We start from the raw sequence: 15,381 nt of genomic DNA on the forward strand, positions 1-15,381 counted from the left end.
CAATGAAGAAGAGCTCGGGCTATTAGTAGCGCTCGCCTGAGCAGGTCGCCCTGCTTGCAGCTGCGCCCTATCGACCAGATAGTCTATCTGGGCCCTTACCGGAAAGGGAGCTCATCTCGGAGGCGGCTTCCCACTTAGATGCCTTCAGCGGTTATCCGTGCCGGACGTAGCTAGGCGGCGGTGCCGTTGGTCGACAACCGCGTCACCAGAGGTCCGTCCACCCCGGTCCTCTCGTACTAGGGGCAGATCTCCTCAACTCCCTTGCGCCCGCGGAGGATAGGGACCGAACTGTCTCACGACGTTCTGAACCCAGCTCGCGTACCGCTTTAAATGGCGAACAGCCATACCCTTGGGACCGACTTCAGCCCCAGGATGCGATGAGCCGACATCGAGGTGCCAAACCTTGCCGTCGATGTGGACTCTTGGGCAAGATCAGCCTGTTATCCCCGGAGTACCTTTTATCCGTTGAGCGACGGCCATTCCACTCTGTGCCGCCGGATCACTAGAACCGACTTTCGTCCCTGCTCGAGGTGTCTCTCTCGCAGTCAAGCCCGCTTGCACTCTTGCGCTCTCGGGACGGTTGCCGACCGTCCTGAGCGGACCTTTCGCGCGCCTCCGTTACGTTTTGGGAGGCGACCGCCCCAGTCAAACTACCCGCCTGGCACGGTCCGCGCGCCGGATCACGGCCGCGCGTTAGGCAGCCGGCACGACGAGGGCGGTATTCCAAGGTCGCCTCCACGGGGGCTTGCGCCCCCGCTTCAAAGGCTCCCGCCTATCCTCTACGCGCCGTACCAGATGCCAATGCCAAGCTGCAGTAAAGGTTCACGGGGTCTTTCCGTCCTTCCGCGGGTAGTTCGCATCTTCACGAACAGTACAATTTCACCGGGTCCACGGTTGAGACAGCGCCCAAATCGTTACGCCATTCGTGCAGGTCGGAACTTACCCGACAAGGAATTTCGCTACCTTAGGACCGTTATAGTTACGGCCGCCGTTTACCGGGGCTTGGCTTCAGCGCTTCGCCTTTCGGCTGACGCATCCGCGTAACCTTCCGGCACCGGGCAGGCGTCAGACCCTATACGTCGCGTTACCGCTTTGCAGAGTCCTGTGTTTTTGATAAACAGTCGCTTGGGCCGTTTCGCTGCGGCCGCCAGCCGCTCCCGCCGCGAGGGCGTTCACAGCCGGCGGCGCCCCTTCTCCCGAAGTTACGGGGCCAGTATGCCGAGTTCCTTAACCGTGGTTCTCCCGATCGCCTCGGTATGTTCTACCCGCCCACCTGTGTCGGTTTTGGTACGGGCGCCGACGGCACTCCCTAGAGGTTTTTCTCGGAAGCATGGGCTCACCGGCTTCGCTCAGTCGCTTCGTCTCGCGTCTCAGGCCCCATGCGCAGCTGATTTCCACGCTGCGCGCCCTACGCGCTTTCACGGGGACGTCCAGAACCCCGCCCGGCTACCCTTCTCCGTCGCCCCATCGGTAATGCCGCGCCGTCGGCGGTGCGGGAATGTCTGCCCGCTGCGCATCGGCTACGCCTCTCGGCCTCGCCTTAGCTCCCGACTGACCCTGGGGGGATTAGCCTCGCCCAGGAACCCTTAGGCTCACGGCGCCAGGGTTTCTCGCCCTGGTCTCGTTACTCATGCCAGCATTCTCACCTCCGCGCGGTCCACAGCAGGTCGCCCTGCTGCTTCGCCCCCCGCGGAGAGCTCCCCTACCACTGAATTCTCAGTCCGCCGCTTCGGTGCATCGCTTAGCCCCGTGAATTGTCGGCGCATGTCCACTCGACCAGTGAGCTGTTACGCACTCTTTAAATGCATGGCTGCTTCTAAGCCAACATCCTGGTTGTCTGGGCAGACGCACATCCTTTGCCACTCAGCGATGACTTGGGGACCTTAGCGGGCGGTCTGGGCTGTTTCCCTCTCGAGCGCGCAGCTTAGCCCACGCCCTCTGACTCCCGGCCTCTCGACCCGCGGCATTCGGAGTTCGGTTCGAGTCGGTAGGCGGTGAAGCCCCCTCGTCGATCCGGTGGCTCTACCACCGCGGGTTAACGGCCGAGGCTAGCCCTAAAGCTATTTCGGGGAGAACGAGATATCTCCGGGTTTGATTGGCCTTTCACCCCTATCCTGGGGTCATCCCCTCCGTTTTCAACCGAAGTGGGTTCGGCCCTCCACGGGGTCTTACCCCCGCTTCAGCCTGCCCCAGGATAGCTCACCCGGCTTCGCGTCTGCAGCGTGCGACTCACTCGCCATCTTAAAGGCTCGCTTTCGCTGCGGCTCGTTTCCAAACTTAACCTCGCCGCACACCGCAACTCGCTGGCTCATTCTACAAAAGGCACGCCGTCACAGCGCAAAGGCTGCTCCGACTGCTTGTGGGCGCACGGTTTCAGGTACTGTTTCACTCCCCTCTCGGGGTGCTTTTCACCTTTCCCTCACGGTACTGGTTCGCTATCGGTCACAGGAGAGTGTTCAGCCTTGGAGGGTGGTCCCCCCGGCTTCGGACCGGGTTTCACGTGCCCGGCCCTACTCGGGATACTCGTCAGCGGTCCGCATGGTTTCGCGTACGGGGCTCTCACCCGCTGCGGCCGGCCCTTCCATGCCGTTCCGCTACCATGTGGATTTGTAACCGCTCCCAGGTGGGCAGCACCTGGACGCGAGTCCCGCAACCCCCGGGCGGCAACGCCTGCCGCTTACACGCGCCCGGGTTTGGGCTGGTGCGCTTTCGCTCGCCGCTACTCGCGCAATCTCGGTTGATTTCTCTTCCTCGGGGTACTTAGATGTTTCAGTTCCCCCGGTTGCCTCCCTGCGCCCTATTTTATTCAGGCGCGGGTAGCAGGGCATGACCCCTGCTGGGTTCCCCCATTCGGAGATCCCCGGATCAAGGTGTGTTTGCCACTCCCCGGGGCTTATCGCAGCTTGCCGCGTCCTTCGTCGACTTCCTGTGCCAAGGCATCCGCCGTGCGCCCTAGATATCTTGTCCATTACCTAGGTCGCCAAAGAAGTAATTACTTCTAATGGTTTCGTCCGTTGGATATAAATGAGAATTTATTCCGTCGTATAACATACGTTCGCGATCGTGATGAATCGTCTATTCCATGATGCGAGCACCCATCGAGAACCTAATCAGCTTAGGAAATTGATGTTGGTGTTGATCATGTTGACATTTTCATGTCACGCGCTATGCAACTGTCAAGGTGCGCGGGGACTCTCGCTCGGAGCCCTCGCAGCCGGATGCTGGGGAGGATGAGAGCGGCTCTAGGTTGTCTCCCTAGAAAGGAGGTGATCCAGCCGCACCTTCCGGTACGGCTACCTTGTTACGACTTCACCCCCCTTACCCTCCACACCTTCGACGCCTCCGCCCCAGAAGGGTTCGGCCGGCGGCTTCGGGTGCAGACGACTCGGGTGGTGTGACGGGCGGTGTGTACAAGGCCCGGGAACGTATTCACCGCGGCATGCTGATCCGCGATTACTAGCAACTCCGACTTCACGCAGGCGGGTTGCAGCCTGCGATCCGAACTGGGACCGGCTTTCCGGGATCCGCTCCCCCTCGCGGGGTGGCAACCCTCTGTACCGGCCATTGTAGCACGTGTGCAGCCCAGGGCATAAGGGGCATGATGACTTGACGTCGTCCCCACCTTCCTCCGGCTTGACGCCGGCAGTCTCCCGCGAGTCCCCAACTGAATGCTGGCAACACGGGACGGGGGTTGCGCTCGTTGCGGGACTTAACCCAACATCTCACGACACGAGCTGACGACAGCCATGCACCACCTGCGCGAGCTCCTCTCGGCCACCGCGTCTCCGCGGCTTCACTCGCATGTCAAGCCCTGGTAAGGTTCTTCGCGTTGCTTCGAATTAAGCCACATGCTCCGCTGCTTGTGCGGGCCCCCGTCAATTCCTTTGAGTTTTAGCCTTGCGGCCGTACTCCCCAGGCGGGACGCTTAATGCGTTGGCTGCGGCACGGGGGGATGGTCCCCCCACACCTAGCGTCCATCGTTTACGGCTGGGACTACCAGGGTATCTAATCCTGTTCGCTCCCCCAGCTTTCGCGCCTCAGCGTCAGTGGCGGCCCAGCAGGCTGCCTTCGCCATCGGTGTTCTTCCCGATATCTGCGCATTCCACCGCTACACCGGGAATTCCGCCTGCCTCTACCGCACTCGAGCCGCCCAGTCCGGAACCCGGCCCGAGGTTGAGCCCCGGGATTAGAGGTTCCGCTTAGGCGGCCGCCTACGCGCGCTTTACGCCCAATGAATCCGGATAACGCTCGCCCCCTACGTATTACCGCGGCTGCTGGCACGTAGTTAGCCGGAGCTTCTTCTGCAGGTACCGTCTATGTCTTCCCTGCTGAAAGCGGTTTACAACCCGAAGGCCTTCGTCCCGCACGCGGCGTTGCTGCGTCAGGGTTGCCCCCATTGCGCAAAATTCCCCACTGCTGCCTCCCGTAGGAGTCTGGGCCGTATCTCAGTCCCAATGTGGCCGGTCGACCTCTCAGTCCGGCTACCCATCGCGGGCACGGTGGGCCGTTACCCCGCCGTCTACCTAATGGGCCGCGACCCCATCCCGCGCCGTCAGGGCTTTCCCGGGGAGGCCATGGGGCCTCCCCGGAGCATCCGGTATTAGCCGCCGTTTCCAGCGGTTGTCCCGGAGCGCGGGGCAGGTTGGTCACGTGTTACTCACCCGTTCGCCACTCTATACACGGCCGAAGCCGTCTTAATCGTTCGACTTGCATGTGTTAAGCACGCCGCCAGCGTTCATCCTGAGCCAGGATCAAACTCTCCGTTCGAACAGCGCCCGGAGGCGCCGTCAGATCGATGTGAGTCTCGATTCTGTTTTTAAAACTCTCCGTCGGGGCCTCGGGCCCCTGACAGGGAAAAAAGTTAAGCTTGCTCTCTCGAATGTCCGTCTGACATCCGAGAAGACGTTTGTCCGTCTCTCGAATTCCATCCTCAGTATCCGGTTGTCAAGGTTCCGCGGGAGGCTTCCCGCCCCGCCGCCCTCGCGAGCGGCGCAAGGAAATACTTTACAGGGACTCGCATCCCCCGTCAAGCGGTTCACGAAATCTCGACAACTTCGCTTTCCCGCCCGACGCGACCCCCGGACCGCCGGGGGCGCCGCCTTCCGCACTTCCGAAAAAGGCAGCTCGCATATGATACAGCTCCCGGGATTTCGCGCAAGGGGTTTTTTGAAATTTATTAAAACTTTTTGCCCAACTGCACCACGCTGCATCTTCTTATCTCGCAAAAGCCCTGTATAATAGGGATAAATCACCGATCCTAAGGACAAGTTCTATGACTCCCGTTCACCGCAACCCCAACACATCACCGCGTCCTTATCGCTTCTCCAACGACACACCGCAGCCTTCAGGCGCGGCGAAGCCTGACGAAACGGTCGCTGGCCGTGCTGGACGTGAAAACAAATTTGCTTCCAGCGAAGCGGTTCGGAGCGATCTTCCCCAAACGCTCCCCCTTCCTCTTGTCGCCCATGATGCTCTGGAAATCATCGAGGAGGCCGGAGGAGAGGCATGGTGCGTGGGCGGCTTCGTTCGCGACGCTCTGCTCGGGCGACCCATCCACGATGTGGACATCGCGACGAGCCTGCCGTGGCCCGCGGTGCAAGAGGCGTTCCGACGCGCCGGCTGGGGCACCGTGGAAACCGGCGTCGCCCATGGCACTCTCACCGTGGTATGCGAAGGCGAGCCGCTGGAGATCACCACTTACCGCACCGACGGCGTTTACAGCGACGGGCGCCATCCCGACTCCGTGGCTCCGGCTTCCTCTATAGAAGAGGATCTGCAGCGGCGGGACTTCACCATCAACGCCCTGGCCTACCATCCTGCCCGCGGGATCATCGATCCCTTCGGCGGCCTGGACGACATGGAGCGCGGCGTGCTGAGGTGCGTGGGCGATCCGGCGACGCGCTTTTCCGAGGACGCGCTGCGCATCCTGCGAGCCTGTCGCTTCGCCTCACAGCTCGGCGTGGCCATCGACCCTGCCACCTTCGACGCTATGGTCGCCGGCAAGAGCCTCCTGCGGAAAGTGTCCGGCGAGCGCGTCTACCGTGAGCTGGAGCGCTTCGTCTGCGGCGACTACGTTCACGATGCGCTTATGGCCTGCGTCGATGTACTGGCCTTCGTGCTGCCGGAGCTTGTGGCCATGAAGGGATGCGCCCAAGTGACGAAGTACCATATATACGATGTGCTCGAGCACACCGCCTGGGTGGTGCAGCGCACGCCCCCCGAGCCGCTGCAGCGCTGGAGCGCCCTGTTCCACGACATGGGCAAGCCCGCGGCGGCGTTCTTCGAGGAGACGGACGAGGGGCCGGTGGAGCATTTCTACGGACACGCCGTCATCAGCACGCAACTCGCCTGCGGCATCATGCACCGCCTCCCCTTCCCCGCCTGGCTGCGCCGGGACGTGCCGTCTCTCGTGCGGGCCCACGACGACGTGGTGCCCCCCAATGCCCGAGCCGTGCGCCGCATGCTGGGGCGACTCGGGGGACGCACCGACCTCTTCGCGGCCCTCTGCGATATCAAACGGGCCGACGCCCTGGCCCAGGCGCCGTTCTGCGCTCCCCGAGCCGATACCGCCGACGAGCTGCGCGCCCTTATGGAGCAGATTCTGGAAGATGAGGCCGCATTCACCGTGAAGCACCTCGCCATAAACGGCCGCGACATCATAGCTCTCGGCGTCCCCGCCGGCCCGGAGGTGGGGCGCCTGCTGGACGCGTGTCTGGACGCCGTCATCGACGAGCGCGTCCCCAACGAGCACGAGGCGCTGCTGGCCTTCGCGGAAGAGCTTCGCAAAGAGGCGTCCTAGGCCAGAAGGTCGGTGACGAGGCGAATGGCGAACAGGACAATGACGACGAGCATGATGGGGCGCAAGATGAGCGCCCCTTTCTTGTCGAAGAAGGTGGAGCCGAGCCAATTGCCGGCGATGTTGAAGGCTGCGGCGGCGAGTCCCAAGGGGATGAGCACCGCACCGTTGACGAGAAACACCGCCAAGGCGGCGACGTTGGTGGCCAGGTTGATCGCCTTGGTAGTGCCGGCGGCCGTGCGAACGTCCTGATGAGCCATCGCGGCGAGCAGCAGCATGAGGATGGTGCCCGTCCCCGGCCCGTAGAACCCGTCGTACACGCCCACCGCCAAAGCGATGAGGGCCGTGGCGACCAGGGCCCGGCGCGGAGGCAGAGGATGCTCGGCGAAACGGTCGAGGTTCTTGGAACGGAACACGAGGAACGCCACCGGAGGCAGCGCCACGAGCATCGCCACGGTGAGCACGGTGGCGTCAGCTAGAAGCGCCAGGTTCGCGCCGATGGCCGAACCGACCAGGCCGCAGGCGACGCCCGCGACAACGAAGCGCTTCACCATGTAACCGAACAACGCATAGCGCACGGTGGCCACCAGCGTGCCCAAGGTGCTGGAGAGCTTGTTGGTGGCGATGGCGGCATGGGGCGGTAGGCCGGCAAAGAAGTAAGCGGGCAGGGAGATGAGGCCTCCCCCGCCGGCGATGGCGTCCACGAAACCGGCGATGAGCGCCAACGGGCACACGATGAGAAACTCCATATCGCCCTTTCTTCCGTGCTCGACCCTGCTCGCAGCCGGAGCCTTCGGGGCCGCCGTCCTAACCGCCCCTCGCGCCTTATAGATGCAAAAAGAGCCGCCCGAGGGCGGCTCGTAAGTTCTTGGTAGCTCCGACCGGATTCGAACCGGCGACCTCCGCCTTGAGAGGGCGGCGTCCTAAACCGCTAGACGACGGAGCCACATGGGCGCTTCATGAAGCCGGGAGACATGGCGCCTCCCGGCCCGGATTCCTTGGTAGCTCCGACCGGATTCGAACCGGCGACCTCCGCCTTGAGAGGGCGGCGTCCTAAACCGCTAGACGACGGAGCCACGAAATGCCACGCGAGAAAATGGCTGGGGTGGAAGGAGTCGAACCCTCACATACGGCACCAGAAACCGCTGTCCTGCCATTAGACGACACCCCAACAGAACTTTCTCGCTCACACCGCCCGAAAGCGGCGAGCGCAAGTGAGTATGTTACGGAAGCGAGCGCCCCCCGTCAAGCCCCAATTTTGGGAATTACGAAAAATGCGGGGAGCGGCCAAAGATCCGCAAGACTCCCGGCGTCGCAAGGGCGCGGTCGCAGATGGGCAGCCATCCGAAAGACAGCCAGCCGCATCACGGCTCAGGCGTGCGCCACTCGCAGGGATCGGGAGCCGCCAGCGCTCGAATGCCCTGGATGATGATCTCGACACCATGGGCGAAGGCCTCGTCGGTGTAGGCCGCCGCGACGACGCGCTGCCAAGGGAGCGTATCGTCGTCCGTGCAGCTCGCAGCGCCTTCCCCTTCAGCCGCGCGCCCGCTCGAGACGCCGCGGACACCGGAGGGCCGATTCGCCCGAACCGCGATGGCATTGCCGATAAACCCCGTCAGATAGGCATCCACGAGGGCCCATGCCTGGGTCAGCACCGGCTCGGGCATCCCCTGGGCCAGATGCAGGTTCACGATCTTGTCGGTGTGCTCGGCCAGACCGTTCTCCCCTGTTTGGGGCACCACCTCGATGGTGGCCAATTCCGGATGAGCCATTTCCAGCCGATAGATGGAGGTCATGGTGCGTCGCAGCGTGTCGTCCCAAGCCTCTCCGGGCACCGGATCGGTATCCATGGACGCCATGAGACGCTGAAGGACGGCCACAAGAATGGCATCCCGGGAGTCGAAGTGGCTGTAGACGGCCATGGCCGACACGCCCAGCTCGCGGCCCAGGGAGCGCATGGTGAACGCACCGAGGCCGTCGCGCTCGATGAGATCGGAGGCCACGGCGACAATGCGCTCGCGGGTGAGCGCCGGACGCGCCTCGACCGCAGCTTTTCGGGCCATACCCCCTCCTTTCTCGCTCATTGCGAACCGGGTTTCTATGCTCTCGTCTCCCAGTATAGAGAAACGACGCGCCCTGCCGGACGCGCCGCCTTCTTCGCCATTCGAAATCCAGAGCCGAGCGCAGCCCTCCTCCAGGCCCCTAGTTCAGCGCCACGCCCGGACCGGTTTCGGGATTGTGCGGCCAGCTGTGGCACTTGGTGCACTGATTGTCGGTGAGCTCCTTGTCCTTCGCGTGGCAGTTCACGCAGGACACCGGGGCACCGTGGATGGATCCGTGGGGATTCGAGAGTCCATAGTCGGCCGTGGTCTCGGCCAGAGCCTCAAAGGAGCCTCCGTGGCAGGACAGGCACTGCTCGTCGGACACATAGGCGCCAGTCCCGTCGCCGGTTTCGGCCATCTCGGTAGCCGCATCACCCGACTCGTCGCCGGCGGTTTTGGGCTCGGCGGCCGGGGCGCAGGCGGCCAGGGCCATGCACAGCGCCACAATGCAGGCCAAACCGGTCAGCTTGATCGCGTTCTTCTTCATGAGATTACTCCCCCTTCACCGCGTGCTCGGCGGCCACGTACCCGAAGGTGATGGCGCGGCCGATGGACGTTCCCGGAATATGGCGCGGGTAGTTGCCCGCAAAGAAATTGCCCGAGGCGTTGCCCACCGCGTACAAGCCGCCGATGACCTTGTCGTCGGTGTCGAGTACTTGGCAGTTGCCATCGATCGTGAGGCCGCCCACCGTGGCCAGCACGCAGCTGTTGGTGGTCAGCGCGAAGAAGCGCTTGCCCGTGAACGGCATGGTGACCGCCAGATCGCGGTTGAAGTCCTCGTCGACGCCGCCGGCGAAAAAGCCGTTGTAGCGCTCGATGGTGGCGGCGAGGTTTCCCCCGTCGATGCCAGCGGCCTGGCCCAGCTCCTGGGGCGTGGCGCCCTCGAACAGCCAGCCCTTATCCTTGAACTCCTGGATGGTGGCATCGTCGTTCATGCCCTCCATCATGTTCTCGTCGAACACCTGGAAGCAGCCGGCGCCGTAACCGGGCTGGGCATTCTGCGCGTTGGACACGCCCTGGAACGGCAGATCCTCGCGCACGAAGCGCTTGCCCTCGGGATTGATCATGAGGCCGAAGTAGATGGCGTTCCACGTGCGGGCGTCGAAGAACGAGTCGGGGTTGCCCCAACGGAAGTTCATGACCGGCTGCGGGCACGGATCCATCTGGGCGCCCACCTTGATGCCCATGAGGTGACCGTCGCCGGTCGTGCCCCAGCCGGGATTCCACCAGCTGGAGGTAGCGTAGTCCTCGGGACGGGTCCAGGCCTCCATGAGCTCGGGGTTGGCATCGTAGCCGCCCGTGGCGAGGATGACGCCCTTGCCGGCGTTGATCCGGCCGTAGCTGCCGTCGGGGTTCTTCACGATAACACCGGCGACGCGGTCGCCCTCGCGGATAAGCTGCACGGCCGGAGTGGAGAAGCGCAGCTCGAGATTGTCGTACTGCTTGGCCACTTCCTGCATTTCCAGGCACACGTAGATGCCCGAGTAGCCGGAGCGTACGCCGGCATCCGGCGGTAGACAAGGACTGTCGTAGAAGCCGAGCTCGGTATCGATGAGCGGGGTAACGGCGGGCATGCCGTTGCTGGACGGCGCCTGCTCCACCTTGGTGATGACAAAGCCGTTGGCGCCCTTGTCGAGCATGGCCTGCCAGAAATCCGTGGCCTCGCCGGAGCGATCCACGTAGGTTCGAATCGGTTCGGGGCGCACGCGCCAGTAGGCGGCACGGTGCATCTCGTCAATCAGGTGCACCTTGTTGATCTCGGTGCCCTCCTGGCACTTGGCGTTGACAGCGCCGAAGCACTCGAAGCAGCCGCGACCTCGGGTCATCTTCTCCACGCAGATGACGCTGGCGCCTTCCTCGGCGCCCTTAAGCGCCGCCATGAGACCGGCGATGCCTGCACCAACCACCACAAGATCGCAATCCTCGGTGGCGGCCAGCTCGTCGGCGGCAATCTCGCGATCCTCAAAGCCCACCGGCCCGCGAGGACCGGGGCAGGCCGCCTTCCTTACGGGCACCCAGGTGGTGTCGCACGCAAGGCCGTAGGCGTTCTCGCCGGCTTCGGCAGCCTCTTCGGCGGCAACGGCCACACCAGCGCCGCCGAGGGCGGCCATGGCGCCCGCAGCAACGCCAACGGTGCCAGCGCCGCGCAGGAAATCGCGCCGAGATACGCTTCTTTCCTTCATGGTTCCTCCTTCTCTCCCTGAATCCGCTTTTCGGACTCATCAAGTTCCCAGCCCGTTCAACATGGGATGTTGCACGTGCTTTACACTGTAAAGCAACAGTGCGGGAGGAATCATAGCACCTTAACTTTACATTGTAAAGATTGAAAGACGACAGACTGTCAAACCGAAGGCGCGTTGCCCGCTAGGAAAGGGCCGTCAGGGAGAGAGCGACGCAAGTAGAGAGCTAGCAGGGCATCGCTAGCAGGGCATCGGGGCGCCGTACTGCCACATGTGGTCGAGGGGGCCCGAGCCGCGCCCCAAGTTCAGACCGGCCGCCAAGGCACCGGCCACATAGGCTTTGGCGTCGCGCACGGCCACGTCCACGGCAAAGCCCCGGGCCAGGCCGCAGGCGATGGCCGAGGAGAGGGAGCAGCCGGTACCGTGGGTGTTGTCGTTGGTGATGCGCTTGCCGCGCAGCCACACCGATTCGCCGCTGGCCATGCGCAGGTAGTCGTCGGCGGCATCCGGCTCGCCCACGCCATGGCCGCCCTTGATAAGAATGGCGGGGACGGAAGGCGCCGCGTCCGCGAAAGCCGGCTCGTTCTCCCAAACGGCGATGCAGCGGTCGGCGATCAGCGAAGCGGCCGTCTCCACATCCTCCAACGATGCGATAGCCATGCCCGAGAGCACTTCGGCCTCGGGGATGTTGGGAGTGATCACCGTGGAACGGGGGAACAGCCGGCGCACCAGCGCGTCCACGGCGGCATCGGCGATGAGCGCCGAGCCCGACGTGGCCACCATCACGGGATCGACCACGACGTTGGCGGCTTTGTGACGATCGAGCCCGTCGGCGATGGCACCCACGATGGCCGGCGACGACACCATGCCGATCTTCACCGCGTCGGGCCGGATATCGTCGAAGACGGCATCGATCTGGGTGCCCACGAAAATGGGATCCACCTCGAGCACGCCGGTGACGCCGAGCGTGTTCTGAGCCGTGAGCGCCGTAATGACGCTCTCCCCAAACAGATGATGGGCGGCGATGGTCTTCAAGTCGGCCTGGATGCCCGCTCCCCCACTGGAATCGGATCCGGCAATGGTGAGAACCGCTTTCATGGACGCTCCTTTCGCAATGGCGGCCGCCTTTCCGCGGGCCGCGCGCAAAGCCATCATTTCACACGAAAGGGGCGCGCCCGCATGGCCGCCCCTTTCTGGCAATCAATCGTTGATGAGGCGGGACGCTACCCCTCGATGAGCTTTATGGCCTCGTCGGTGTCGATGATCTTGGCGGCGTAGCACACCTTCATGTACTCCAAGCCCTCCTCCTGGTTACCCACGAGGAACGTGGCCGTGGCGTCGCCCACCACGATGATGTTGAAGTTGTTGAAATAGGCGTCGGCCACCGTGTGCTTCACGCAGATGTTCGTGTCCATGCCGCAGCAGATGAGCGTGTCGACGCCCAGCTCGTTCAACAGCAAAAGCAACCCCGTCTGGAAAAATCCGCTGTAGCGGCGCTTCTCCACCACGTAATCGGTGGGCTGAGGATCGAGCAAGGGCGACGTTTGGGCCTCGGGGGTTCCGGCGATGCCGTGGGCGCCCCACAGGGCCAACTCGCGATCGATGCCGGGAAGATGGGCGTCGTTGGTGAAGACGACGGGCATACCGGCGGCGCGGGCGGCCGTCGTGAGCTTGGCCGTCTGCTGGATAGCGGGCAGCAGCATCGGCTCGAGCGGGCCTCCCGTGGGGTCGCCCAGCTCGTCGATGACGAGCAGCGCGCACTTCGCGCGATCGATGGAACTAAGGTCGATGAGGTCGTTGTTGTTCTCGTCGCCGAGCATGGATGTTCCTTTCTCTTGCCGTCCGTCTCCCTGGCACCTCAAAATGTGCAAACGATGACTTAAATGCCTAAGGTCTCATCGATGATACGCGAAAGCTCGCGAGTCGCCGCTTCAATATCGTCGGCGGCAAATATGGCGCTCACCACGGCGGCGCCGTCCACATTCAGCTCGGACAGGCGCGGCATCGTGGCGGCATTCACGCCGCCGATAGCCACAACGGGGATGTCCACGGCGGCGGCGATGGCGCGGAACTCCTCGGGGGCGAGCACCCCGGCCTCGGGCTTGGTGGCGGTGCCGGTGACGCCGCCGACGCCCAGGTAGTCGGCCCCGGCTGCCTCGGCGGCGCGGGCCTGCTCCACCGTCTGGGTGGACACCCCCACAATGGCATCCGGACCGAGCAGCGCCCGCGCCCGCTCGCAGGCCATGTCGTCCTGGCCCACGTGCACCCCGTCGGCACCCACGGCCAACGCACATTCCACGTCGTCGTTCACGACGAAGGGCACGCCGGCCGCGCGACAGAGCGCGAGCAGCTCCGCGGCCTCGGCCTGAAGCGCCTCGCCAGTTGCCTGCTTGTCGCGCAGCTGCACGAAGGTCGCACCCCCCGCGAGCGCCTCTTCCACGCATTCCGTCAGCGTCCGCTCCCCCAGCCACGCGTTGTCCGTCACCGCGTACAGCTTCAAGGCACGGCGAATAGCCTCCGCCGACCACTTTCCACGTTCCCGTGCAGGCATGTTCACTCCTCGTTCCAAATTGGGTACCCGTTTCGATCGCTTTTTTCGAGTTGTTAGACATCACGCAAGCGCGATGCCGGACAAGCAAGCGAAAAGCGCTGCGAAAACACCTGGTCGGGCCTTTACGATGCAGCGTTTCCGCAAGTTGCTCTGTCAGAAAAGTCTAACAACTCGAATTTCTTGCCCTAATCGAGCGAGAAGGACGGCCCGACCCCGCTCCTTGTGCCCGAGGGGCGTCTATTCCGCGTCCAAGTCGACGACGAGCCCGTCCATGATGTCGTTCACCGTCTTCATGGCGCACATCTTGCCGCACATGGTGCAGGTGCCCTCGGTAGAGGGCGGGGCGCTCTCGAAAACGGCACGGGCGCGGGCCGGATCCAGCGACAGCTCGAACATCTCATCCCAGGCCACGCGACGCCGCGCATCGCTCATACGGTTGTCGCGATCGCGCGCGCCGGGCACGCCCTTGGCGATGTCGGCGGCGTGGGCGGCGATCTTGGTGGCCACGAGCCCCTCGCGCACATCGTTCGCATCCGGCAGGCGCAGATGCTCGGCCGGCGTCACGTAGCAGAGGAAATCGGCGCCCGAGGAGGCCGCAATGGCCCCGCCGATGGCCGCCGTGATGTGGTCGTAGCCAGGGGCGATATCGGTCACGAGCGGCCCCAGCACGTAGAAGGGCGCCTGGTGGCACAGCCTCTTCTCCAGCTTCATGTTGGCGGCGATCTCATCGAGCGCCATATGCCCGGGGCCTTCTACCATCACCTGCACGCCGGCGTCCCACGCGCGGCGCGTGAGCTTGCCGATCTCGATGAGCTCGGCGATCTGCCCGGCGTCCGTGGCGTCGTAGCCGCTGCCGGGGCGCATGGCATCACCGATGGAGATGCACACATCGTGCTCGTGCAAGATAGCCAACACCTCGTCGTAGTACTCATAGAAGGGGTTCTCGCGACCAGTGGCCTCCATCCAGGCGAAGATGAGCGACCCTCCTCGCGATACGATATTGGTAAGTCGCCCCGTCTCTTTGAACGACTCGATGACCCGGCGGTTCATGCCGGCGTGAATGGTGACGAAATCGACCCCGTCCTCGGCGTGGGCGCGCACCACTTCCAGGAAATCCTCGGGCGTAATGGCAATGAGCGCCTTTTCCAGATAGCCGATGGCGTCGTACATGGGCACCGTGCCGATCATGGCCGGCGACTTTTCCACGAGCGCGCGGCGAAAGGCGCGGGTCTTGCCGGAGTTGGACAGATCCATGATGGCGTCGGCGCCCAGCTCCAAAGCCACGTCCACCTTCTCCCATTCCAGGGCCTCATCGGCCAAATCGCCCGAGATGCCGAGGTTCACGTTCACCTTCGTGGAAAGCGGCACGCCCTCCAACGTGGAACCGACGCCGGCCGGCGCGAGGCTTGCGTGATGGATGTTGGCCGGGATGGCGATGCGCCCGGCGGCCACGGCGGCGCGGATGGCCTCCGGCTCGCGGCCCTCGGCGGCGGCAACAGCGGCCATCTGCGGTGTGACGATGCCGGCGCGGGCGAAATCGATCTGAGTGATTGGCCGAACGTCGCTCGATGCAGCGCACGTGCGAGCGACGTCCGGCGCAGCAACGGCGCCGGCAGACTGGCGGTCAGTCATGGAAACTCCCTTCGTTGGCATTACCCATATCAGGTTCGGCGGGTCGGGGCGTGCACGGCGCCCCCTCTCAGCCTGCCCGGCCGCCGCGCGGCTGCAAGCTCCCCAGGTATATGGTTGTGC

At 63.9% G+C, this 15,381-nt stretch carries 9 protein-coding genes, 3 tRNA genes, 2 rRNA genes and 1 riboswitch; of the genes, 1 reads left to right on the forward strand and 13 read right to left on the reverse strand.

Translation table 11 applies throughout. The features are described from left to right. Positions 1-2 precede the first annotated feature (2 nt). Positions 3-2,967 (reverse strand): 23S ribosomal RNA (locus tag AEQU_RS07135). Between the two features lie 292 nt (positions 2,968-3,259). After that, positions 3,260-4,767 (reverse strand): 16S ribosomal RNA (locus AEQU_RS07140). The 16S and 23S rRNA genes sit together here, the layout of an rRNA operon. A 745-nt stretch (positions 4,768-5,512) precedes the next feature. Here AEQU_RS07140 and AEQU_RS07145 point away from each other — a divergent pair. Further along, entirely contained in the window at positions 5,513-6,799 is a 1,287-nt protein-coding gene (locus AEQU_RS07145) for a CCA tRNA nucleotidyltransferase (protein WP_225885471.1), read from the forward strand. Here AEQU_RS07145 and AEQU_RS07150 read toward each other — a convergent pair. The 11 genes from AEQU_RS07150 to thiC all read right to left on the reverse strand — a co-directional run bounded on the left by AEQU_RS07150 (position 6,796) and on the right by thiC (position 15,261). Continuing rightward, complete coding sequence (locus tag AEQU_RS07150) at positions 6,796-7,545, reverse strand: sulfite exporter TauE/SafE family protein (protein ID WP_022740262.1); 750 nt, start codon at positions 7,543-7,545, stop codon at positions 6,796-6,798. The two genes, AEQU_RS07145 and AEQU_RS07150, sit on opposite strands and share 4 nt — an antisense overlap. A 120-nt stretch (positions 7,546-7,665) precedes the next feature. Beyond that, positions 7,666-7,742: transfer RNA gene (locus AEQU_RS07155), tRNA-Glu, on the reverse strand. Positions 7,743-7,795: 53 nt separating this feature from the next. Continuing rightward, positions 7,796-7,872: transfer RNA gene (locus tag AEQU_RS07160), tRNA-Glu, on the reverse strand. 21 nt (positions 7,873-7,893) lie between these two features. Beyond that, positions 7,894-7,967, reverse strand: a tRNA-Gln gene (locus tag AEQU_RS07165). A gap of 193 nt (positions 7,968-8,160) precedes the next feature. Continuing rightward, positions 8,161-8,859, reverse strand: a complete 699-nt coding sequence (locus tag AEQU_RS07170; protein ID WP_022740263.1) for a TetR/AcrR family transcriptional regulator — start codon at positions 8,857-8,859, stop codon at positions 8,161-8,163. A gap of 139 nt (positions 8,860-8,998) precedes the next feature. After that, entirely contained in the window at positions 8,999-9,385 is a 387-nt protein-coding gene (locus AEQU_RS07175) for a cytochrome c3 family protein (protein ID WP_022740264.1), read from the reverse strand. A 4-nt stretch (positions 9,386-9,389) separates the two neighbouring features. After that, on the reverse strand, positions 9,390-11,081 hold the full coding sequence (locus AEQU_RS07180) for an FAD-dependent oxidoreductase (protein WP_022740265.1): 1,692 nt from the start codon (positions 11,079-11,081) through the stop codon (positions 9,390-9,392). Between the two features lie 237 nt (positions 11,082-11,318). Then, the gene (thiD, locus tag AEQU_RS07185) at positions 11,319-12,176 is read right to left on the reverse strand and encodes a bifunctional hydroxymethylpyrimidine kinase/phosphomethylpyrimidine kinase (protein WP_041715236.1); all 858 of its coding nucleotides are present in this window, start codon (positions 12,174-12,176) and stop codon (positions 11,319-11,321) included. Positions 12,177-12,301: 125 nt separating this feature from the next. Continuing rightward, entirely contained in the window at positions 12,302-12,898 is a 597-nt protein-coding gene (locus AEQU_RS07190; protein WP_022740267.1) for a cysteine hydrolase family protein, read from the reverse strand. 59 nt (positions 12,899-12,957) lie between these two features. Then, the gene (gene thiE / locus AEQU_RS07195) at positions 12,958-13,629 is read right to left on the reverse strand and encodes a thiamine phosphate synthase (protein WP_041714600.1); all 672 of its coding nucleotides are present in this window, start codon (positions 13,627-13,629) and stop codon (positions 12,958-12,960) included. 237 nt (positions 13,630-13,866) lie between these two features. After that, positions 13,867-15,261 carry a phosphomethylpyrimidine synthase ThiC gene (thiC, locus tag AEQU_RS07200; RefSeq protein ID WP_022740269.1) on the reverse strand — a complete coding sequence of 465 codons (1,395 nt, stop codon included), beginning with the start codon at positions 15,259-15,261 and terminating at the stop codon, positions 13,867-13,869. Continuing rightward, positions 15,251-15,376: riboswitch (TPP riboswitch) on the reverse strand. Its footprint overlaps the gene before it by 11 nt. Positions 15,377-15,381: the final 5 nt, after the last annotated feature.

The sequence above is a fragment of the Adlercreutzia equolifaciens DSM 19450 genome (assembly GCF_000478885.1).
GTDB lineage: Bacteria > Actinomycetota > Coriobacteriia > Coriobacteriales > Eggerthellaceae > Adlercreutzia > Adlercreutzia equolifaciens.

What these genes read in the sequence shown, in the direction of transcription:
- thiD (WP_041715236.1), bottom strand. Translation starts at nt 12,176, where the DNA reads ATGAAAGCGGTTCTCACCATTGCCGGATCCGATTCCAGTGGGGGAGCG.
- thiE (WP_041714600.1), bottom strand. Translation starts at nt 13,629, where the DNA reads ATGCCTGCACGGGAACGTGGAAAGTGGTCGGCGGAGGCTATTCGCCGT.
- AEQU_RS07175 (WP_022740264.1), bottom strand. Translation starts at nt 9,385, where the DNA reads ATGAAGAAGAACGCGATCAAGCTGACCGGTTTGGCCTGCATTGTGGCG.
- thiC (WP_022740269.1), bottom strand. Translation starts at nt 15,261, where the DNA reads ATGACTGACCGCCAGTCTGCCGGCGCCGTTGCTGCGCCGGACGTCGCT.
- AEQU_RS07180 (WP_022740265.1), bottom strand. Translation starts at nt 11,081, where the DNA reads ATGAAGGAAAGAAGCGTATCTCGGCGCGATTTCCTGCGCGGCGCTGGC.
- AEQU_RS07150 (WP_022740262.1), bottom strand. Translation starts at nt 7,545, where the DNA reads ATGGAGTTTCTCATCGTGTGCCCGTTGGCGCTCATCGCCGGTTTCGTG.
- AEQU_RS07170 (WP_022740263.1), bottom strand. Translation starts at nt 8,859, where the DNA reads ATGGCCCGAAAAGCTGCGGTCGAGGCGCGTCCGGCGCTCACCCGCGAG.
- AEQU_RS07190 (WP_022740267.1), bottom strand. Translation starts at nt 12,898, where the DNA reads ATGCTCGGCGACGAGAACAACAACGACCTCATCGACCTTAGTTCCATC.